Origin of the sequence: Bacteroides sp. 1001302B_160321_D4 (assembly GCF_015667765.1) — a bacterium.
Lineage (GTDB): Bacteria > Bacteroidota > Bacteroidia > Bacteroidales > Bacteroidaceae > Bacteroides > Bacteroides xylanisolvens.
This window is the reverse complement of record NZ_JADPLO010000038.1, coordinates 20979-41173: the sequence shown is the minus strand read 5'-3', so window position 1 is coordinate 41173 and position 20195 is coordinate 20979. Positions and strand designations below refer to the sequence as shown.

Below are 20195 nucleotides of genomic sequence, written 5' to 3'. Positions count from 1 at the left end.
GTATTAATCTTTAATATATGGAATTGCGCCGTAACGTCCGTTGATATAATCTTTTTCAAAACTACGGTCTTTCCGAATCTTGTTTCCTTCCGGTTCTCTGAATTCTGCTAATGAATAGAGGTCGGTAGCTTCCGAATGATCTTTTTCCGTAAACCAAATCTGATCCCTACGGAATGTTTTTACATTCAGTAAATTGGTGTCGTGGGTAGCAAATATTAGTTGAGCTCCCTTGGGATTTGTTTTTGGATTGTTGAAAAGTTTAATAATATGTTGAGTCAGTAATGGATGGAGCTTGGAATCGAGTTCGTCTATAACTAGTAGACCTCCCAACGCCAATTGACCAATAACTAAGGCGGCCAAATCGAATAGTTTGTTAGTACCCGATGACTCATGCTCTTTCATGGAAAAGCGGGTTTCTCCAATGACTTCTTCCTGTTCATTATACAAATTATGTATGGTGTATGCTTTTACTTCTTTTGCCAACTTTTCATCTTCGGGAAGTTCAAATCTGTTAAACCCTACATTCATAGATTTCAAGAAATCTTGAATCTCTTGTTGAAAGCTAAGTTCTGGATTTTTATTATTACACATATCATTTGTAAATACAGACCAAGATTCATGGTCGATACCTGATATTACCCAGATACAGTCAATTTTATGAATAATTTTTTTGGCAATTTCACCGTTAAAAGAATCAATTGTAGATAAAAATAGTCCATTGTCACGTACCTTTTCTTCCAAACCTTTGCCTTCATTATACTCGTCAGCTATTCCGATTCCTTCTTCTGTACGAACAAATAAGCATTTTTCCTTTTTTGCTTTTCCCTCTTTTATATATAACCACTCTTCATAAACCTTCAGATTGTCTGCGGTAAAGCCATACGTATATGTTTGGTTATCTATCAGTATTTCTATTTCAAAAAATGATGGTTCTTGAGTTGATTTTTGGTTTAATAAGAAAGGAGTAATATTTAATTTATCTGTAGAACTCATTTTAGAAGAATAGTTGACTATCTCTCCAAATTTGCCAATCGCTTTTAAAAAGTTACTTTTTCCACTTGAGTTAGCTCCATAAATAACAGCTGATGGAAGTAGTCTATATCCTTCTTTTTCTATAACAGATTCATTCAATTCTTTAATAGCGGTAGCTTCCATGCTCAAAACCTTTTTGTCTTTGAACGAACGATAGTTGCCTACTGTAAAATTGATTATCATATTGTTTTTATATTAAGTTGTCTATTCTATAGAACATGGCAAAGATACGAATAGTTTTAGATAATTCTCTTAAAATGAGAATTTTTCTCATTTTAAGAGAATAGAGTTGAGATTGTGTGTTATTATGCCGTGTAAAAAATAAGGGCGGCTCCCATCACGGAAGCCGCCCTTCTTACTTATTTAATAACGAATAAATTCTTATTCCAGTCTACGAGAACCGTCGCCGATTACTACGTCATACACTTTCGGGCTTCTGCCGAATTTAGCTTTGAAAGCAGCTTTTGTTTTTTCAACGAAGTTATCATACAACTCATCCTTAACAAGGTTGATCGTACAACCACCGAAGCCACCACCCATTACGCGTGAACCAGTCACACCGTATTCTTTAGCGCAGTCATTCAGGAAGTCGAGTTCTTCGCAGCTTACTTCGTACAGCTTGCTCATGCCGTGATGAGTTTCGTACATCTTCTTACCTACAGTTTCGTAATCATCCTTTTCCAATGCCTCGCAAACATCGAGTACACGTTGGATTTCTTCGATTACATATTCTGCACGCATATAGTCTTCAGCGCTGATATCAGCTTTCGCTTCTTCCAGCATAGCCATCGTACAGTCGCGCAGGAATTCTACGTGCGGATGTTTTTTCTGGATAGCGGCAACAGCAGCTTCACAGCTTTGACGACGCTTGTTGTAAGCAGAAGAAGCCAATTCGTGTTTAACCACTGAATCCATCAGAACCAGACGATAGCCTTCCGGATGGAATGGGAAATACTGATATTCCAGTGAACGGCAATCCAGACGGATCAAGCTGCCTGCTTTACCGAACACAGAAGCAAACTGGTCCATGATACCGCAGTTAACACCGCAGTAGTTATGTTCTGTTGCCTGGCCCACTTTAGCCAATTCAAATTTATCTATTTTGTTTTCACCGAACAGTTCGTTCAATGCGAAAGCATACGTACTTTCCAAAGCAGCAGAAGAAGACATACCTGCACCCAGAGGCACATCACCTGCAAAAGCAGTATTGAATCCCTTCACGTCAACGCCACGTTTAATCATTTCACGGCATACACCGAAAATATATCTTGCCCAGCTGGCACGTGGAGCATCCTCTTCGTTCAGACCAAATTCTACATAGTCTTTCAAGTCGATAGAGTAAGCTTTAACCTTATCAGTGCCGTTTGGTTTGATTTCAGCAATCATGCCTTTGTCTACGGCTCCCGGAAATACGAATCCACCGTTGTAGTCAGTGTGTTCACCGATCAGGTTGATACGGCCCGGAGAAGCATATAAAAATCCAGTAGTTCCGTCAAAGTGTTTAATGAAGCGACTTCTTACGTATTCTGTATCCATGATATTTATATTTTAAAGGTGAATAATAATAATAATAATAATATAGAGATTTCTGATTTATGATTTCTGAATTATGAGCAATTCAGAAATCATAAATCAGAAATCGAAAATTATTCCACAGGAATATCCTTGTTTACATTTTTGCAACCTACTAGGCCGTAGAACAGCAGGTAAGCAAGTGCGGCGATGATAACCCAGTAGCTAGGCATGAAACCGGCGATGTCAGCCACCCAACCTTGGATAACAGGCAGGATACCTCCACCACAAACCAGTACCATAAACAGACCGGAAGCAGCAGCCAGATATTTTCCTAGTCCTTCTACTGCAAGGTTGAAAATACCACCCCACATGATAGAAGTACAAAGACCTACTAATACCAAATACATAGCGTTGATAGGTACTTCAGCAAAACCGAATGACAAACCGCCGGTAGCACTCTGTTGAAGTACAGGCAGGTTAACCAATGTTCCGGTAGAAGAGAAGATAGCAAGGAATACTAAAATCAAACCCAGTGCAGATGTAAACGTAAGCATCGCTTTACTGGAAATTTTAGCACCGAGTGATGCGCCTGCCAGACGGCCGATCAACATTAAGAACCAATAAGTTCCTACCACGAAACCTGAAATAGTAGAAGCGATACCTGCTCCGCCTTTTTCTACAGGGTCTGTCAGGAATAGATTCAAAGTACCCGGTACACCAACTTCAATACCTACATATACAAAGATTGCAATAGCTCCCAAGATGAAATGACGGAACTTTAAAGCACCCTTCATCAATTTGCCGATAGGCTCTGTTGCAGCATTGGCATTAGGTTCGGGGATTTGTACAAACAGAAGTACGAAGAATGCGAAAGCGAACACAGCCATAGCAGTGTACATCACAGGGAATATTTGAGAAATAGTAGCTTTTTCGATAGATCCGGCGATCAGGATACCTACAAACATCGGAGTAATGGTAGCCATTACAGAGTTGAAAGATCCACCTACCTGGATAAGCTGGTTACCTTTGTTACCTTCGCCACCCAGTTTGTTCAACATCGGGTTTACAACAGTGTTAAGCAAACACATAGAGAAACCTGCTACGAATGCACCAATCAAATAAACGGCAAATGCCATTTCCGGGCTTGAATGACCGGATAAGAATTGGATACCTACGCCAATGAAACCGATAGCTACTGCGATCAGTGCTGTTTTCTTATAACCCACGCGTTGCAACAGGATACCGCTCGGAATACCCATTACTGCGTATGCAATAAAGTTTCCGAAGTTTCCCAGCATACCTAATGCGTTTGATACGTCAAACTGGTTTTTCAACACGATACCCATAGGAGCAGCGAGGTTGGTAACAAATGAAATCATACCAAAAAGGAAAATCATCGTAATGATTGCAATGATTTTACCGTTCTTTTTTTCTTGTGTCATGGTTCAAAAAAAATGTTAGTTTATAAAATTAGGTTAGTTGTTTTTTCAAATCTTATTCTTCCACAGCAAACTTGTAGACAGTGATCTGTTGGTATTCATCACCCGGCAGCAAAGTAGCCGATGGGAAATGCGGTTTGTTCGGGGTATCCGGGAAACACTGTGCTTCAAAGCAGATAGCGCTTCTTGCAGGGAATGTAGCTCCGTGTGCGCCTTCAAATCCATTCAGCCAGTTGCCTGTATAGAGTTGCACGCTGGCTTCGGTGGTATACACTTCCATGATACGGCCGCTTTTTGGGTCTTTGCAAGTAGCAGCCAGGTCGAGTGAGCCGCTCTCTATCTTGTTCAGTACATAGCAGTGGTCGTAACCGGCACCGAAAATCAGTTGCTGGAATTTGTCATTGATACGTTCGCCTACGGTATGCGGAGTGCGGAAATCCATCGGAGTACCCTCTACTTTGGCAATTTCGCCTGTTGGGATAGAAACTTCGTCGATAGGCGTATAGAAATCAGCGTTAATAGTAACGATGTGGTCGTTGACGGTAGGAGTAGGAGTGGAGATACCGGCGAGGTTGAAGAAACCGTGGTTAGTCAGATTAACGACTGTGGCTTTGTCGGTTGTTGCGCGGTATTCGATAGTCAGTGCGTTTACTTCGTTTTCCAGGCGGTAGGTCATTTCTACTTCCAGGTTGCCGGGGAATCCTTCTTCGCCATCGGCAGAAACATAGTTGAATTGCACTGTGCTCTCGTCAAGTTGTATAGCGTCCCATACACGAGCGTGGAAACCGGTAGGTCCTCCGTGCAGGGAGTTAGGTCCGTTGTTGATTGTGAGTTCATGTTCTTCGCCGAACAGAGTGAATTTTCCTTTGGCGATGCGGTTGCCGTAGCGTCCGATAGTAGTGCTTAGGAAAGGTTCCGGGCTGTTGATGACGTGGTCGATGCTGTCGTGTCCGAGGATTACATTGGCATACTTACCGTTTTTGTCCGGTACCATGATAGAAAGAATGGCGCATCCGTAATTTGTTACAGCTACTTCCATTCCCTTTGTGTTTTTGAGGATAAATAAATCAGTTTTCTTATCATTTATATCCTTTTGGAAATCTTTCCGGCTGAGCCCTGATAGATTCCCTTCTGTTGGGAATGTGTTATTCATGTCTGGTATTATTAAAAATTTCCTGCAAATAAAGGGAAATTCTTTCTTACTCACAAATTATTCCGACTAAATATAACAGGTACTTTAGGAAAGTTTAGCTTTATTACTTCATGTTTTTTTCGGAAATGACAAAAGTCTTGCCGTTAATACAGAATTGGAATTGAAAAATATTCGATATAAAAACGAAAGAATCTTTCTTAAATGAATTTTCATCCTCCTTTTCTTAAAAACTGAACAATTTTTTGTATGTTTGTTCCCGGATTGTAACAATCCGAGCGAATTTAATCTAGGTTTATAACAAGAAAAACAAAAATGTATCCATTAAAATTCGAACCAATTCTGAAGCAGACGCTTTGGGGGGGCGACAAAATTATTCCGTTCAAGCATTTGAACTCTGACTTGAAAGGAGTAGGAGAAAGCTGGGAGATTTCTGGCGTTGAGGACAATGAATCCGTAGTGGCTAATGGCCCGGATAAAGGTTTAACCTTAGCCGATATGGTAAGAAAGTATCGTGAGGAACTGGTTGGTGAAGCGAATTATGCCCGTTTCGGCAACAAATTTCCGTTGCTCATTAAGTTCATCGACGCCAAACAGGATTTGTCAATCCAGGTACACCCAACAGATGAGTTGGCGAAGAAACGCCATAATTCGATGGGAAAAACCGAGATGTGGTATGTGGTAGATGCCGACAAAGGAGCTAAATTGCGTTCAGGATTCTCTGAACAGATTACCCCGAAAGAATATAAAGAACGCGTGTTGAACAATACGATTACCGACGTATTGCAGGAATATGAGATCCATCCGGGTGATGTGTTTTTCCTTCCTGCCGGACGCGTACACAGCATCGGGGCAGGTTCTTTCATCGCCGAGATTCAGCAAACCTCTGATATTACTTACCGTATCTACGACTTTAACCGTAAAGATGCGAATGGTAAAACCCGCGAACTTCACACCGACTTAGCCCGTGAAGCCATCAACTACGAAGTGTTGGATGACTATCGCACTAAATACGAACCGTTGAAGGACGAACCGGTAGAACTGGTTGCCTGCACCTACTTTACGACTTCTCTGTATGACATGACTGAAGAAATCAGTTGCGACTATTCCGAACTCGATTCATTCGTGATCTTTATCTGTATGGAAGGATCCTGCAAGATGAGAGACAATGAAGGCAATGAACTGACTGTTAGTGCTGGAGAATCTATTTTGTTGCCTGCAACTACACAAGACATCACAATCACTCCTGAAGGAGGAAATGTGAAATTGTTGGAAACATACGTATAAGAGATTATTATACAGAATTAAAGTCATCCGACTTTGCTCCATTCTAGTGATGGACAAAGCCGGATGACTTTTTTTATTACCAATAGAGTAAAAACGGCAGGAAAGTCTTTAACTATATTTATCAAAAACTTTGCGTTGAAGACACAAAAAGATTCGTTCTTTTGCCACTTGCCAAGTGGCATAATATATAAAATAACTAGTGATGCAAATGATGAACAAAAATGGATTTAGCCGGTGTGCGGAATTCTACATCGGTCGTTTGCGAAAGGAGGGACGGCATTCTACGGCGCATGTCTACAAGAATGCCCTCTTCTCTTTCAGCAAATTTTGCGGCACGTCTAACGTGTCGTTCAGACTGGTCACCCGTGAGCGTTTACGGCGTTACGGTCAGTATCTTTATGAGTGTGGCTTGAAGCCCAATACGATTTCTACGTATATGCGTATGCTTCGTAGTATCTATAACCGTGGAGTGGAAGCGGGCAGTGCGCCATACGTGCCGAGACTGTTTCATGATGTTTATACAGGTGTGGATGTCCGCCAGAAAAAGGCTCTGCCTGCTACGGAATTGCATAAGCTTCTGTATGAAGATCCCAAAACGGAGCGTTTACGTCGTACGCAAGCTATCGCTGCTCTGATGTTTCAGTTTTGTGGAATGTCATTTGCCGATTTAGCCCATTTGGAGAAGTCGGCTTTGAATCAGAATGTATTGCGATACAATCGTATCAAAACCAAAACTCCAATGAGCGTGGAAGTGCTGAATACAGCAAAGGAAATGATTAACCAGCTCCGTAGTAAGGAAAGTTCTCACCCCGATTGTCCGGATTATCTGTTTGACATTCTTCGTGGGGATAAGAAACGGAAAGATGAAAGAGGTTATCGGGAATATCAGTCCGCTCTTCGTCGATTTAATAATAATCTGAAAGACCTGGCAAGAACCTTGCATTTGCAATCTCCTGTCACTTCCTATACGCTTCGTCATTCCTGGGCAACAACTGCGAAGTATCGGGGAGTCTCCATTGAAATGATTAGTGAATCATTGGGCCATAAATCTATAAAAACCACACAAATCTATTTGAAAGGCTTTGAGCTTAAAGAACGTACGGAGGTAAATAAAGGGAATTTATCTTACGTAAGAAACTGCTGTGTAGGCAGAAGTAAAAGTGTAAAGTTCTAATAATCAGAACTGATATATGTGTGTTACTTCTTAGGTAACGGAACTTAAATTTGACGCAAAGATAGACAAAAACATAAATAGTAAGCAAATATTCTTCCATTTTTTTTCGTTTTATCTAAAATATAGGAAAAAAACTATCCGAACATGAAATAAGATTATTTTCATGCCCTATACTTTTTATTGCCTAATCTCTGGATTCTTCCCGTTGAGTATTAGGTTGTTTCCTTCTTATGCCCTATTTCTATATGTGATTTCCATTTTTTGTTGAGATGTGTGCCTTGTGTATGTATTGTCCGTTACCTAAGAAGTAACGGAAGAACATGAGGTAAAAAAACATGATTTTAACAAAGCCGAAATCAATTAGTGCTGGGCCTAGCGATGGGACAGGGGAAGGCGTAGCACACTCTAAACGCTGGTATGTTGCTCTGGTTCGTATGCATCATGAGAAGAAAGTAGCCGAACGTTTAGATAAAATAGGGATTGAGAATTTTGTTCCTGTTCAGCAGGAAATTCATCAGTGGAGTGACCGGCGCAAGATGGTTGAGTCTGTCCTTCTTCCAATGATGGTGTTTGTACACGTTAATCCGAAAGAACGCAAAGAAGTTCTAAGTTTTTCTACAGTGAGCCGTTATATGGTGATGCGTGGTGAGAGCTCTCCAGCGGTGATTCCAGATGAGCAGATGGCTCGTTTTCGTTTCATGCTCGACTATTCAGAGGAAGCTATTTGCATGAACAGCTCTCCTTTGGCACGTGGTGAGAAGGTTCGTGTTGTGAAAGGACCTCTGACCGGGCTGGTTGGTGAACTGGTTAATGTAGATGGCAAAAGCAAGATTGCCGTCCGGCTGAATATGCTGGGGTGCGCTTGCGTGAATATGCCTATTGGTTATGTCGAAGCTATCTGCGAGAAAAACTAGTACTCGTCATCATTTATCCACAAATTACATGAATATGAAGTTTTCTTGTGCTTTTGCACTGATATTCTCTTTCTTCTTCTTTTCAGCTTGTCAATCCTATAAGAAAGTACCTTATTTGCAGGATGCGGAGGTTTTGAAACAGGTGAATACGCAAGTTTCCCCTGTTCAGGACGCCAGGTTGATACCGGGAGATGAGGTTTCCATTCTTGTTTCTACTTCCGATCCGGTTGTTTCGCAGCCATTCAATGCACAAGGCAGTACCTTTTTGTTGGATGACCAGGGAAATATCAATTATCCGGTTTTAGGTAAACTCCCTTTAAACGGATTAACGAGCCGAGAAGCTGAAAACCTGATAACGGAGCGACTGAAATCTTACGTGAAAGAAAGACCTACGGTAGTAGTCCGCATGTCCGGTTTTAAAGTTTCGGTTTTGGGAGAAGTGGCCTCTCCGGGTGTTTATCCGGTGGTGAATGAGCAGATCAATGTACTCGAAGCCCTTGCTATGGCAGGAGATTTGACCATTTATGGTGTTCGTGATAATGTGAAACTAATCCGCGAAGACAAGAACGGGCATAAACAGTTTGTTACACTCAATCTGAACGACGCGGATTTGTTATTATCTCCTTACTATCAGTTGCAACAGAATGACATCCTGTATGTCACTCCCAATAAAACCAAAGCACAGAGCGCGGACATCGGAACAAGTACCACGATGTGGATTTCGGGATTTTCCATCTTAGTGTCTATTGCCAGTCTGCTGGTCAATATACTTAGATGATCCTTACAACTCTCCATATTCTTTGATACAGTTAAAACACGGACATTCCTTCATCGGATTTAAATCATGATGGCCTACAATCAATGCTTTGGGGAATCTTTTCTTCAATTCGCGGAGCAAAGCGAGCAAAGAACCTCGTTGCGCCAATGTACGTGTGTCTTGGGGACGTCCGGCAATATCCAGCCCTCCTTCGTAACAAATACCTATCGAATGGGTGTTATGGTCACGGCAGTGTGCCCCGACCTTTTCCAGAGGACGGCCCTGGCAAATTTCTCCATCGCGGGTGATGTAGAAATGGTAACCAATGTCACGGAACCCACGGTGTTGGATATGATCTTGTCGGCAAGCCTCCGCCGAAAGGAATTTTCCTTCCGGCGTGGCACTGCAATGAATGATAATCAGCGTAATGGTGCGCATGAGCTACATACAACTTTGTACTCCGATCAGGCCTCCGATAGCGGTGGCAACGGTGATAATCACTTTGATAATGAAGCTCCATACGGAGCGGGGAGAAGATGAATTACTCATAAAGAAGAGGTTTTAAATAAATTAATAATATTCCCTTAGGCAGCCGGGTCAGGTGCTTCACCGCTTCCGCCCGGATTTGGATTCGGCGTATTGCCTGAATCGGAATCTCCACCAGGAGTAGTTGGTTTCTGATACTCCGCTTGCTGCTTCAGTTGACTGTCGAGTTTCAGGTTGGTAGTCGACAAATTACCGGTGGCACGAGCTTTAAGACGCATACCTGTGATGTTTTTCTCTAACGAAAAATCTTCCAGCGTATCAGCCGCCTTACTGCGAATACCTACCCCAAAGATGGCAAGGTCGTCGATTTTCACGCATTTGCCGTCGAGCAGCAATTCTTTGATGCAGTCTACCATGTCAGAAAGTACACCTTTGATGACACCACCGGAATACGGTGAATTGTGTTTCGACATGTGTTCGGCAAGCTTGGCTAAATCAAACGTCTCGTCGCTTACCGCACGGGCGAACCACTTGCCTGCATTCAGGCCTTTCTGCTGTTGGTTTTGATAAATTTTGTAACGAATCATAAAACAATAAATTAAAGGGTTAAACATATTGTCCGGGGATTCTTTTCCCCTTCCGACAATACAAAGATACTACCCTGAAATATCGATAAATCAATTGTTTGCGATTGCACACGATTGTTGTCAATTATATGTCGTAATGGTCGTTTATTCAATGGAAAAACGTTGGTTATGTGGTGCTATTTTGTTATTTTTGTAACTGTAAATCAAAATTTTATCCATTATGACCGAATTCAAAATACGTGCCTATGGGCGCATGGAACTGGCGCAACTTTATTCTCCGACACTTACCGACATTGCTGCTTATCGAAAAATGAAGAAATGGATCTCTTTATGTCCCGGACTTCTGCAACGTCTGTACGACTTGGGGTACGAATCAAAGCGTCGCTCATTCACACCGTTGGAGGTGAGAGTGATTGTGGACGCTTTGGGAGAACCTTGAAGAAGTTGAGAGTTGAGAATTGAGAGTTGAGAGTTGAAAAATGAAAGTGGGAGATGGAGAGAGGAATAGAGGCGGTTTGTGTGGGATAAAGCGGTGCTTTATGGTTGCTAAACCTATGCTTTACGAACGCTAAAGCGATGCTTTATTAAAATACAAGAAATACACTTTTACCCCCGTCTCCCTAACACACGCACACGTGCGTGCGCGTATAGATGCCTTTATCGTCTGCGTTGGTAAACAATCCTTTTTTAATCAGACGGTTCAACCAGCCGAAAGCAGTGTTAGGTTTGATTTTCATGGTTGTAGCCTGTTCCGACAGCTGTGCACGGGTGAATTGGTTGCCCATTGCTTCGAAAAGTGCATCCCGGTCGGCATTGGCTCTATGCTTGACTTCTGTGGAGGGAAGAAAAGACAAGATATGCGTGGCATGACGATAAAGCGGAGTTACAAGCTCCAGAACCGCTTTAAAATCTTCAGCGGTGATCGTTACATCCCAACGGGTGATAATGCCGTCTTTGATATTATCAGTGGCAATCTCCTTATCAGGAGTAAGCAGATGGATAGAAGAATTCTTGAATTGGTAAGGTTGATTACATTCCAATGCACGTATCATAGCTACTTCTGCCATGATACGGCACGTGTTGACAGCCAGTCGGGCGATGGAACTGCTCATTTCGTTGTCGTTGGCAAGTCCCGAACGGAAGAACAAATCGGAAAAGAGAGCGTTGAACTCTTGCTTTTGCTCGTCGGTGAGCCGGAGCGTATGGACTCCATGTGTTTTCATCAGGTCGAGTTGCTTTTTCCATTCCAGGCCTATGTCTGTGAAGATAGCTTCCAGATCGGCTTCGCCACTTTCGAACTGATTGATCCATGCCCATATACCATGCATGTAATAAAACAGTTGGCGCGAGAACAAGCCGTTCTCTGTCGAGGGAATAAGTGGTTTCACTTGTGCGGGCGTACCGGAAAGCAGGACGGACAGATAGCTTTTCTTTACTTCCCGGTATTCCTGGTCGGTACGCCGGTTGTACGACAAACGGTCATGGTCGAACGCTTTGCGGAGCGTGTCGCTCCAGTGTCCGTATTCCGAGCCGATGGCAGCAGAAATAGTATCTGCTTCCGTTTCGCAGATAAGTCCTGTGCCGTTGGCATCCATGATATTTTGCAGAATACCTGTTCCGGTGTTATTGCCAGAGATGAGAAACATTCTGTTTTTGGGCATTTGGGGAGCTTCCACTTTGCTACGCTCTTTTCCCATGACGTCGTAGGCGGCTTTCTCTTTTTTGTAAGCCTTGACCTCTGTCGCTACTTGTTGGCGGATCTCGTCATGGATAGGTTCGACGAGCAGACGGATAAGCGAAAGAATTCCCTTACCCGAGGCAGAAGGAGCCACGATGAAACTTTGCAGGCAAGGAGACTGGAGTTTGCCGGCGTATGGACATCTCACATATCGTTCCATGCTGGCACCTATGGCAGTCAATGCTCCAATTAGCATGACGTCACGCTGGGTAGGGCTGGTGGCATAGCTCATGATGAGCAAGAGGATTTTCGGCCAGTCCGCTTCGGGGAAAGTGGGCAATGGCTGGTTCGGGTCACTACCGTTCAGCAGCTCTTCGGATTCGTCCGGTTCGTCATTCTCCACCTTATTATATACGTGTGCGTGTGTGAGAGCTTTGGACGGTGTATTTTCCGTATTTTCTGTATTTCTACGGTTGTTCATAACTTCCGTATTACAGAGTTTCACATTGGCCATCTCGGCAAGATGGAAAGCCGTACCCAGGTGCACTTCCCCATGCCGGGTAGTGAGAGCATTGGAGAATATCCGTTCGGCATGTTCACGTTGGTACTTGGCGGACGTCCGGCACAAACGGTGGAAAAACTCGCGTCCCGCTTCTCCGCAATCCGTTGCGATGGCAAACGCCAGTTGTACATATTCAGCATAGGTAGGAGCAATATCCGCTCCTGCAGTTTCAACCGCTTCAGTGAGGCGGCGTAAAGATTCAATATCAGTCATTATTTTGATTTATGATTTATAATTTATGATTTATGGTTATTCGTTGGTGGTTCTAAATAATGCTCCCGGGTCATGGCAAAGGAAGCAGGATCTCACAATGTCTTTACCGGAAAAGTCCACGCCTTTTTTCTTTTCTCCGAAAGGAGGAGGTGTTCCTGTACCATAGATCATCACAGTGTATAACATTGCTAACTTCATTTTTTCCGTAATACAGTTTGCGTCATCGGCCATGGGTAAATGATTATAGGGTATGAAGGCTTTTACGCCCCGTCCGCTAGGACTGATAAACGTGAGCACAGGGTGGAGAAGAGGATCATTGAACAACGTCTTACGCATCTCCACTGCTTCCTGATAGGAGGTGAGATAGTCTATATCTACTACTGTTAGGAGGGAAGGATCTATGAGGTATTTGCTGCTGCGACGCGAGAATGTACCACAGGGAGTCACGTATGGTAATAGTGATGCTTTTGCCGTCCGTATATCTTCGGAGTTGCGTACTTGTTCGGTCAGAACTTTGAGATTCTCGTTGCAGGTAATCATTTGAAAGACTTGCTCTACGGAGACTTCGCAGCAGGGAATAAGCGTAGGAGGAGTAACTAGTTGTCCGTGTTCGTCTTTAATGGGCGCAATGGGAGGCATGAAATAAGACATTCTAAAATCGTTTGTCATAACGTATCTAATTATTTGATTATCGCCTTGAATTTTCAAAACGCGGGGCGAAGGTAGGAATAGCTTTTAAATCAACTGTTCTGACATATCAGAACAGTTATAGGTAGAATCATGTATTATTTAATAACTTTAACAATTAACAGAATTACAAAAATGAAAAAGTACTCTCATGTAGCACTCGGCCTTTTCATCGCCGAGCAGTTTAAGAAAGCAGGTGTGAAGATAGCTCCCATGTGCGCTGAAATAGGTTTGGGCAAAGCTGTCTACTATGCAAAGGTTATAAAAGGGGAGACGTTCGTTTAAGCCATTTCACCCGTCTTTTGGCTTACTTCTATGACTGTCATACCAAAGAGGAATTTCGAGCCAAAGCAATTGAATGGGTCGACCGTTATATTGATTATCGTGAGAAACACGGGTGATGGGAAAGAAATTTAATCAATTGATAATAAAATAATGCAGGAAGTCCAACGTTTCAATAAAGTCCTAAAATCGTTTGTCCTTCTAGGGGACATCATCTTATTGAACTTGCTGTTATGGATGTTTACTTCGATCTGGGAAAACCGGTCTCTATTTGAGTATTCAATGCCTCTTCTCCAGAACATGGCTCTGATGACTTTATGTTATCTGGTTTGCAACATCCGTTCAGGAGTGATCCTTCATCGTCCGGTGGTCCGCCCGGAACAAATTATGCTTCGGGTGGCCCGGAATATGATTCCTTTTGTATTGATAGTCTTTGGGCTTTCATATATATTCCATTTTGAATGTGTCAATCTGCGTCAGTTTGGGATATTTTATATAGTTCTCATTATCGTGATCATTTCCTATCGTCTGACGTTCCGATCTATTCTGGAGCTTTATCGCAAAAGTGGGGAAAATGTCCGAAAGGTAGTGTTGGTGGGTAGCCATGAAAATATGCAGGAACTTTATCATTCCATGACGGATGATCCGACATCCGGGTATCGTGTATTGGGATATTTTGAAGATTTTCCGTCAGACCGCTATCCTATGAACATAGCTTATTTGGGACAGCCGTGTGAAGCTGTTGATTATTTGACTCGTAATGCGGGAAAGGTGGATCAGCTTTATTGTAGCCTTCCTTCCGCCCGTAGTGCTGAAATTGTGCCGATTATCAACTATTGTGAGAACCATCTGATTCGTTTCTTTAGCGTTCCCAATGTCCGGAACTATTTGAAACGGAGAATGTATTTTGAAATGTTAGGTAATGTCCCGGTACTTTCTATCCGTCGTGAGCCACTTGAGTTATTGGAAAATCGTATGATGAAACGTGGCTTTGATATTATTTGCTCGCTACTGTTCCTTTGTACTTTTTTCCCGATTATATACATCATTGTGGGACTGGCTATAAAGATTAGTTCGCCTGGGCCTGTTTTTTTCAAGCAGAAACGAAGCGGGGAGGATGGTCGTGAATTCTGGTGTTATAAGTTTCGCTCAATGCGGGTAAATGCTCAATGTGATACATTACAAGCTACAGAACATGATCCTCGTAAAACCCGAATCGGTGATCTGATTCGTAAGACGAATGTGGATGAACTTCCTCAATTTATTAATGTCCTGAAAGGGGATATGTCTTTAGTGGGTCCCCGTCCGCACATGTTGAAGCACACAGAAGAATATTCTCATTTAATAAATAAATATATGGTTCGTCATTTTGTAAAGCCTGGTATTACAGGTTGGGCACAAGTGACAGGTTTCCGTGGAGAAACGAAGGAGCTTTGGCAGATGGAAGGACGTGTGCAACGTGACATCTGGTATATTGAGCATTGGACGTTTCTTTTGGATTTATATATCATGTATAAGACTGTGTATAACGTAATCCGTGGGGATAAAGAGGCTTATTAGGCGAAGAGTTGGAATTTGAATAAAAATTAAATCAATAGTTGTAATTTACATGAGTAGGTGGTTATGAGAAAATTGAAACGATTGACTTTGGGTGCGTTACTTGCTTTTTTGCTGGTATCCTGCCAATCATATAAGAAAGTGCCTTATTTGCAGGATACGGCTTTTGTGAATGATACAGAACAGAGTGTTCGTCAGACAGGTGTGAAGGTTATGCCCAAGGATTTGTTGACGATTGCCGTATCTTGTTCTACTCCGGAACTGGCTGCACCTTTCAATCTGGTAAATTCAGGTACTGCTAGTGGAACGGAGGGAAAGACGGTAGGACAAGGAAACGCGTCATCTGCTCTACAGCAATATCTGGTGGATAATCAGGGGAATATCAACTTTCCTGTGTTAGGCGAGATTCATGTAGGTGGATTGACTAAACTTGAAATAGAAAATCTGATTATAGATAAGTTGAAGGTTTATTTGAAAGAAGCGCCACTTGTAACTGTGCGTATTGTTAATTATCGGATTTCGGTATTGGGAGAGGTTACTAAGCCAGGAAGCTTTGTAGTCTCTAACGAGAAGATTAATTTGCTGGAAGCGCTCGCTATGGCAGGTGATTTGACTATTTATGGTATGCGTGATAATGTGAAATTGATCCGGACAGGACAAGATAACAAGCAGGAAATTATTACTATAGACTTGAATAAGGCTGAAACGGTATTGTCTCCTTATTATCAGTTACAGCAGAATGATATAATTTATGTGACACCTAATAAGACTAAGGCTAAGAATTCGGATGTTGGAACTAGTACGGGATTGTGGTTCTCCGGTGTTTCAGTTTTGTTGTCAATAGCAAGTCTATTGTTAAATATAGTAAAATAAAGTCATAAAATAAATTAATCAAAAATGAAAGAAAACTCGTACGAAAATAATATGAATGAATTGGATGAAGAGAAAGTTAATTATCAGGAACTTCTTTTCAGATATATAATCCATTGGCCTTGGTTTGTCGCTTCTGTTTTGATTTGTTTGATAGGTGCTTGGGGATATTTATATTTCCAGATCCCTGTGTATCAGGTTTCTGCTTCTATCATAATAAAGGATGATAAGAAAGGAGGAAATTCGGGATCGGCAGATTTAGAAAACTTGGGATTAGGAGGAGTCATTACTTCAGCACAGAGCATTGATAATGAAATAGAAGTACTCCGTTCAAAGACTATACTCAAGGAGGTCGTCAATAGCTTGGAACTTTATATTACTTATTATGATGAGGATGAATTTCCTAGGCAAGAGATGTATAAGACCTCTCCTGTCGTGGTGAATTTGACTGCCCAAGAAGCGGACAAACTTTCAAATGCGGCTTTGATTGACATGAAACTGGCTTCCGATGGTGGGCTGGATGTGAATCTAAAAGTGGGTTTGAATGAATATAATAAGCGTTTTGATAAGTTACCGGCAGTATTTCCTACCAATGTAGGAACCTTTGGGTTCACATTGAGAGATTCGTTGTCAAACGGTCAGGTCGAAGGCCAGAAGGAGGTTCGACATATCAGTGCGGTAGTTAGCCAGCCGTTTGGAGTTGCAAAGGGGTATCAGTGGGCATTAACGATTGCGCCAACCTCTAAAGCAACTTCCGTTGCTACAGTCTCATTAATTAATACGAATATACAGCGTGGACAGGACTTTATCAATAAACTGATGGAAATGTATAACCGGAATACGAACAATGATAAAAATGAAGTGGCTGAAAAGACGAGAGAGTTTATTAATGAGCGTATTAAGATTATAGACGAGGAATTGGGCAATACGGAAGAAAAGCTGGAGACATTTAAGCGGAATGCCGGTTTGACGGATATTAGCAGTGATGCTCAATTAGCTGTATCAGGAAATGCTGAATATGAAAAGAAAAGGGTTGAGAATGGTACACAGATTAATTTGGTTCGTGACCTTGCGAAATATATCAATAATCCATTGAATGAATATGAGGTGCTTCCTAGTAACATTGGTTTAACAGACAATGGACTGACTACTCAATTAGAACGTTATAATGAACTGGTTGTCGAACGTAAACGTTTGTTGCGTACTTCAACTGAAAACAATCCGATGATTATAAATCTGGATATGAGTATTCGTGCAATGAAGGCGAATGTTAAAGCTGCTATTGACGGAACGTTACAGGGGTTGCTTATAGTCAAGGCTGATTTGGATCGTGAAGCTAGTCGTTTTTCCCGCCGTATCAGTGATGCTCCGGGACAGGAAAGACAGTATGTAAGTATTGCCCGTCAGCAAGAGATTAAGGCGGGACTTTATCTGATGCTTTTGCAGAAACGTGAAGAAAATGCTATTATGTTAGCTGCTACGGCAAATAATGCAAAGATTATAGATGAACCAGTAGCTGAAGGCGGCCCGGTATCCCCGAAACCTAAAATGATTTATATGATTGCTTTAGTGTTGGGAGTAGGTTTGCCTGTCGGCATCATTTTCTTGACTAGTTTTACTAAATTCAAGATTGAAGGTCGTGGTGATGTGGAGAAATTGACTCGTCTACCTATTGTAGGAGATGTGCCTTTAACAGGGGAGAAGAACGGCTCCATAGCCGTATTTGAGAATCAGAATAATCTGATGAGTGAGACTTTTCGTAATGTACGTACGAATTTGCAGTTTATGTTGGGGAACGGTCAGAAGGTAATATTAGTGACATCAACGGTCAGTGGTGAAGGTAAATCATTTATATCAGTAAATCTTGCTATCAGTCTTTCTTTATTAGGAAAGAAAGTGGTTATTGTCGGTCTTGATATTCGTAAACCTGGTTTGAATAAAGTTTTTAATATTTCTCGAAAAGAACAGGGTATAACTCAATATCTGTCGAATCCTGAAAAGAATCTGATGGATCTCGTTCAGGCTTCTGATGTCAGCAAGAGTTTGTATATTCTTCCCGGTGGTACGGTTCCTCCTAATCCGACAGAATTATTGGCTCGTGATGGCTTGGATAAGGCGATTGAAACGTTGAAAAAGAATTTTGATTATGTGATATTGGATACCGCACCTGTTGGTATGGTGACTGATACTTTGCTTATAGGACGTGTGGCTGACTTATCTGTTTATGTCTGCCGTGCTGATTATACTCGTAAAGCAGAGTTTACGCTGATTAACGAACTGGCTGAAAATAACAAACTTCCCAATCTTTGTACGGTGATTAACGGGTTGGATTTTCAGAAGAAGAAATATGGTTATTATTATGGTTACGGTAAGTATGGCAAGTATTATGGTTATGGTAAGCGTTATGGTTATGGATACGGGTATGGCGAGCATAAAATAGATTTATAATCGTGTGGTAATGGATAATTCACAAAACAACAAAAGAATAATTAAGAATACATTGATGTTGTATGTGCGCATGTTATTTAGCATGTTCGTATCTTTCTATACTAGTCGTGTTATTCTTGATGTTCTAGGTATTACAGATTTTGGTATAAACAATGTAGTAGCCGGTGTGGCGGGTATGTTTACCTTTATCAATACCTCTTTGGCGGGTGCCACTTCGCGTTTTTTGACTTTCGATTTAGGGTTGAATGATATAGAGAAACTAAAGAAGACCTTTAGTGCGGCACTTACTATTCATGTCATATTGGCTCTGCTTATTTTCGTTCTTTGTGAAACGGTTGGTGTTTGGATTTTGGAAACCAAATTGGTGATACCGGAGGATAGAATGTTTGCGGCACGTGTCATTTTTCAATTCTCTGTTTTGAGCTGTATGTTGATGATTACACAGGTTCCCTATAATGCAGCACTTATAGCGCATGAACGCATGGACATTTTCGCCTATTTAGGCATAGCGGATGTGACATTGAAATTGGGTATTGTGTTTTTGCTTGAATGGATAAACTTTGATAAACTTATTCTTTATGGTTTTCTCTTTTTTGTTCTTTCGTTTGTCATCATGATGGCTTACAGATTTTATGGTACAAAACATTTTGAAGAGTGCAGATGGAAGTTTACGAAAGATAAAACCCTCTTAAAGCCGCTGTTGATTTTTTCCGGTTGTGATGTTTATGGCAATATGAGTATAATGTTTCGTAATCAGGGAGTCAATATTCTGCAAAATATGTTTTGGGGACCCGTTATCAATGCTGCTACCGGTGTTGCCAATCAGATTTTGAATGCGATTATGGGATTTTCTCGCAATTTTACAACGGCTATTCAGCCGCAGATCATCAAGTTTTATGCTCAAGAAGACTATCAGCAAGTGCAGGTGTTGGCCACACGATGTGCAAAGTTCTCTTTCTTTTTGCTCTTTCTTTTTTCTTTTCCGGCACTGTTGAAAGTCAATTTTGTAATGGACTTATGGCTGAAAGAGGTTCCGGATTATGCATTTCTTTTTTGTCAATTGGCCATTGTGTATAACTGGTTTGATACAATGATTGCACCTCTCAATATGATTATTCATGCAACCGGGCGAATGAAACGAATCAGTTTCGTTACGGGAAGTATCTACCTATTAACTGTTCCACTGACCTATCTGTTTTTGAAAATGGGTTATTCTCCTACCACGCCATTTGTAGTCAATATATTTATAACAATTGCTGCGGGACTTCATAATTTGTATTTAGTTAAACTTTATATTCCAGAATTTAAAGCAATGTCATTCTTGTGGAATGGGGTTGTATATCCTCTTTTGGTTACTGGATTGGGTGCAGTGATACCACTGATAGCTAATAATTTGATAGGAGACAGATTTTGGAATTTTATAATGATATGCAGTTTGTGCGTAATTTGTGAATTATTTGCCATTTTCTATTTAGGATTTAATGTGCATGAAAGAATACAAATAAAAGAAATGGTTAAACATAAATTTCAAAAAGAGTAATGACGGTTCCTCAATTT

19 protein-coding genes are annotated in these 20195 nt (G+C 41.5%); 10 read left to right on the top strand and 9 right to left on the bottom strand.

What is annotated here, in order from left to right; genetic code table 11:
• Positions 1 to 3 precede the first annotated feature (3 nt).
• The 4 genes from KFO40_RS15215 to KFO40_RS15200 form a co-directional block, all read right to left on the bottom strand.
• Positions 4 to 1155: an AAA family ATPase gene (locus KFO40_RS15215; protein WP_225449765.1), complete on the bottom strand. Its 1152-nt coding sequence runs from the start codon at positions 1153 to 1155 to the stop codon at positions 4 to 6.
• A gap of 258 nt (positions 1156 to 1413) precedes the next feature.
• Positions 1414 to 2568, bottom strand: coding sequence for a galactokinase (galK, locus tag KFO40_RS15210; RefSeq protein WP_004297463.1), 1155 nt, complete (start codon positions 2566 to 2568; stop codon positions 1414 to 1416).
• A 110-nt stretch (positions 2569 to 2678) separates the two neighbouring features.
• Positions 2679 to 3989: an MFS transporter gene (locus tag KFO40_RS15205; protein ID WP_004307295.1), complete on the bottom strand. Its 1311-nt coding sequence runs from the start codon at positions 3987 to 3989 to the stop codon at positions 2679 to 2681.
• A 52-nt stretch (positions 3990 to 4041) separates the two neighbouring features.
• Positions 4042 to 5139, bottom strand: coding sequence for an aldose epimerase family protein (locus tag KFO40_RS15200; RefSeq protein ID WP_211146534.1), 1098 nt, complete (start codon positions 5137 to 5139; stop codon positions 4042 to 4044).
• Between the two features lie 312 nt (positions 5140 to 5451).
• Here KFO40_RS15200 and KFO40_RS15195 point away from each other — a divergent pair, with 312 nt between their 5' ends.
• From KFO40_RS15195 to KFO40_RS15180, 4 genes are all read left to right on the top strand, one after another.
• Positions 5452 to 6423 (top strand): type I phosphomannose isomerase catalytic subunit, encoded by a 972-nt coding sequence (locus KFO40_RS15195; protein ID WP_004313588.1) that lies wholly within the window; start codon positions 5452 to 5454, stop codon positions 6421 to 6423.
• Between the two features lie 208 nt (positions 6424 to 6631).
• The gene (locus KFO40_RS15190; RefSeq protein WP_050554751.1) at positions 6632 to 7597 is read left to right on the top strand and encodes a tyrosine-type DNA invertase cluster 3b; all 966 of its coding nucleotides are present in this window, start codon (positions 6632 to 6634) and stop codon (positions 7595 to 7597) included.
• A gap of 335 nt (positions 7598 to 7932) precedes the next feature.
• Complete coding sequence (locus tag KFO40_RS15185; RefSeq protein ID WP_008018120.1) at positions 7933 to 8511, top strand: UpxY family transcription antiterminator; 579 nt, start codon at positions 7933 to 7935, stop codon at positions 8509 to 8511.
• A gap of 28 nt (positions 8512 to 8539) precedes the next feature.
• Positions 8540 to 9289, top strand: a complete 750-nt coding sequence (locus KFO40_RS15180; protein ID WP_015531610.1) for a polysaccharide biosynthesis/export family protein — start codon at positions 8540 to 8542, stop codon at positions 9287 to 9289.
• A gap of 3 nt (positions 9290 to 9292) precedes the next feature.
• Here the strand turns inward: KFO40_RS15180 and KFO40_RS15175 are convergent, their stop codons facing one another.
• From KFO40_RS15175 to KFO40_RS15165, 3 genes are read right to left on the bottom strand one after another with little or no spacing between them, the layout of a single operon-like run.
• A complete protein-coding gene (locus KFO40_RS15175) occupies positions 9293 to 9706 on the bottom strand; it encodes an N-acetylmuramoyl-L-alanine amidase (RefSeq protein ID WP_087318784.1) in 414 nt (137 codons plus the stop codon).
• Between the two features lie 3 nt (positions 9707 to 9709).
• Positions 9710 to 9817: a smalltalk protein gene (locus KFO40_RS15170; protein WP_004297473.1), complete on the bottom strand. Its 108-nt coding sequence runs from the start codon at positions 9815 to 9817 to the stop codon at positions 9710 to 9712.
• Positions 9818 to 9852: 35 nt separating this feature from the next.
• On the bottom strand, positions 9853 to 10341 hold the full coding sequence (locus KFO40_RS15165) for a DNA-binding protein (RefSeq protein WP_008021928.1): 489 nt from the start codon (positions 10339 to 10341) through the stop codon (positions 9853 to 9855).
• Between the two features lie 220 nt (positions 10342 to 10561).
• Here KFO40_RS15165 and KFO40_RS15160 point away from each other — a divergent pair, with 220 nt between their 5' ends.
• Positions 10562 to 10780: a DUF4248 domain-containing protein gene (locus tag KFO40_RS15160; RefSeq protein WP_004313208.1), complete on the top strand. Its 219-nt coding sequence runs from the start codon at positions 10562 to 10564 to the stop codon at positions 10778 to 10780.
• 181 nt (positions 10781 to 10961) lie between these two features.
• Here KFO40_RS15160 and KFO40_RS15155 read toward each other — a convergent pair whose 3' ends face one another.
• Together KFO40_RS15155 and KFO40_RS15150 are read right to left on the bottom strand one after the other, a co-directional pair.
• Positions 10962 to 12794, bottom strand: coding sequence for a DUF3987 domain-containing protein (locus KFO40_RS15155; protein WP_211146533.1), 1833 nt, complete (start codon positions 12792 to 12794; stop codon positions 10962 to 10964).
• 36 nt (positions 12795 to 12830) lie between these two features.
• The gene (locus KFO40_RS15150; protein ID WP_211146532.1) at positions 12831 to 13463 is read right to left on the bottom strand and encodes a BT4734/BF3469 family protein; all 633 of its coding nucleotides are present in this window, start codon (positions 13461 to 13463) and stop codon (positions 12831 to 12833) included.
• A 153-nt stretch (positions 13464 to 13616) separates the two neighbouring features.
• Between KFO40_RS15150 and KFO40_RS15145 the strand changes: the two genes are divergently transcribed.
• The 5 genes from KFO40_RS15145 (at position 13617) to KFO40_RS15125 (ending at position 20178) form a co-directional block, all read left to right on the top strand.
• Entirely contained in the window at positions 13617 to 13766 is a 150-nt protein-coding gene (locus KFO40_RS15145) for a hypothetical protein (RefSeq protein ID WP_008021935.1), read from the top strand.
• Between the two features lie 150 nt (positions 13767 to 13916).
• Positions 13917 to 15323 (top strand): undecaprenyl-phosphate glucose phosphotransferase, encoded by a 1407-nt coding sequence (locus tag KFO40_RS15140; protein ID WP_211146531.1) that lies wholly within the window; start codon positions 13917 to 13919, stop codon positions 15321 to 15323.
• A gap of 63 nt (positions 15324 to 15386) precedes the next feature.
• Complete coding sequence (locus KFO40_RS15135; protein WP_211146530.1) at positions 15387 to 16193, top strand: polysaccharide biosynthesis/export family protein; 807 nt, start codon at positions 15387 to 15389, stop codon at positions 16191 to 16193.
• 24 nt (positions 16194 to 16217) lie between these two features.
• On the top strand, positions 16218 to 18638 hold the full coding sequence (locus KFO40_RS15130; RefSeq protein WP_118219914.1) for a GumC family protein: 2421 nt from the start codon (positions 16218 to 16220) through the stop codon (positions 18636 to 18638).
• 10 nt (positions 18639 to 18648) lie between these two features.
• Positions 18649 to 20178, top strand: coding sequence for a lipopolysaccharide biosynthesis protein (locus KFO40_RS15125; protein ID WP_211146529.1), 1530 nt, complete (start codon positions 18649 to 18651; stop codon positions 20176 to 20178).
• The last annotated feature ends 17 nt before the right edge of the window (positions 20179 to 20195 follow it).

Bases quoted from the DNA above. Each gene is read 5' to 3' on its own strand.
- KFO40_RS15165 (WP_008021928.1), bottom strand. From the start codon at position 10,341: ATGATTCGTTACAAAATTTATCAAAACCAACAGCAGAAAGGCCTGAAT.
- KFO40_RS15200 (WP_211146534.1), bottom strand. From the start codon at position 5,139: ATGAATAACACATTCCCAACAGAAGGGAATCTATCAGGGCTCAGCCGG.
- KFO40_RS15135 (WP_211146530.1), top strand. From the start codon at position 15,387: ATGAGAAAATTGAAACGATTGACTTTGGGTGCGTTACTTGCTTTTTTG.
- galK (WP_004297463.1), bottom strand. From the start codon at position 2,568: ATGGATACAGAATACGTAAGAAGTCGCTTCATTAAACACTTTGACGGA.
- KFO40_RS15175 (WP_087318784.1), bottom strand. From the start codon at position 9,706: ATGCGCACCATTACGCTGATTATCATTCATTGCAGTGCCACGCCGGAA.
- KFO40_RS15170 (WP_004297473.1), bottom strand. From the start codon at position 9,817: ATGAGTAATTCATCTTCTCCCCGCTCCGTATGGAGCTTCATTATCAAA.
- KFO40_RS15215 (WP_225449765.1), bottom strand. From the start codon at position 1,155: ATGGAAGCTACCGCTATTAAAGAATTGAATGAATCTGTTATAGAAAAA.
- KFO40_RS15205 (WP_004307295.1), bottom strand. From the start codon at position 3,989: ATGACACAAGAAAAAAAGAACGGTAAAATCATTGCAATCATTACGATG.
- KFO40_RS15190 (WP_050554751.1), top strand. From the start codon at position 6,632: ATGATGAACAAAAATGGATTTAGCCGGTGTGCGGAATTCTACATCGGT.
- KFO40_RS15140 (WP_211146531.1), top strand. From the start codon at position 13,917: ATGCAGGAAGTCCAACGTTTCAATAAAGTCCTAAAATCGTTTGTCCTT.
- KFO40_RS15125 (WP_211146529.1), top strand. From the start codon at position 18,649: ATGGATAATTCACAAAACAACAAAAGAATAATTAAGAATACATTGATG.
- KFO40_RS15160 (WP_004313208.1), top strand. From the start codon at position 10,562: ATGACCGAATTCAAAATACGTGCCTATGGGCGCATGGAACTGGCGCAA.
- KFO40_RS15180 (WP_015531610.1), top strand. From the start codon at position 8,540: ATGAATATGAAGTTTTCTTGTGCTTTTGCACTGATATTCTCTTTCTTC.
- KFO40_RS15185 (WP_008018120.1), top strand. From the start codon at position 7,933: ATGATTTTAACAAAGCCGAAATCAATTAGTGCTGGGCCTAGCGATGGG.
- KFO40_RS15155 (WP_211146533.1), bottom strand. From the start codon at position 12,794: ATGACTGATATTGAATCTTTACGCCGCCTCACTGAAGCGGTTGAAACT.
- KFO40_RS15195 (WP_004313588.1), top strand. From the start codon at position 5,452: ATGTATCCATTAAAATTCGAACCAATTCTGAAGCAGACGCTTTGGGGG.
- KFO40_RS15150 (WP_211146532.1), bottom strand. From the start codon at position 13,463: ATGACAAACGATTTTAGAATGTCTTATTTCATGCCTCCCATTGCGCCC.
- KFO40_RS15130 (WP_118219914.1), top strand. From the start codon at position 16,218: ATGAAAGAAAACTCGTACGAAAATAATATGAATGAATTGGATGAAGAG.
- KFO40_RS15145 (WP_008021935.1), top strand. From the start codon at position 13,617: ATGAAAAAGTACTCTCATGTAGCACTCGGCCTTTTCATCGCCGAGCAG.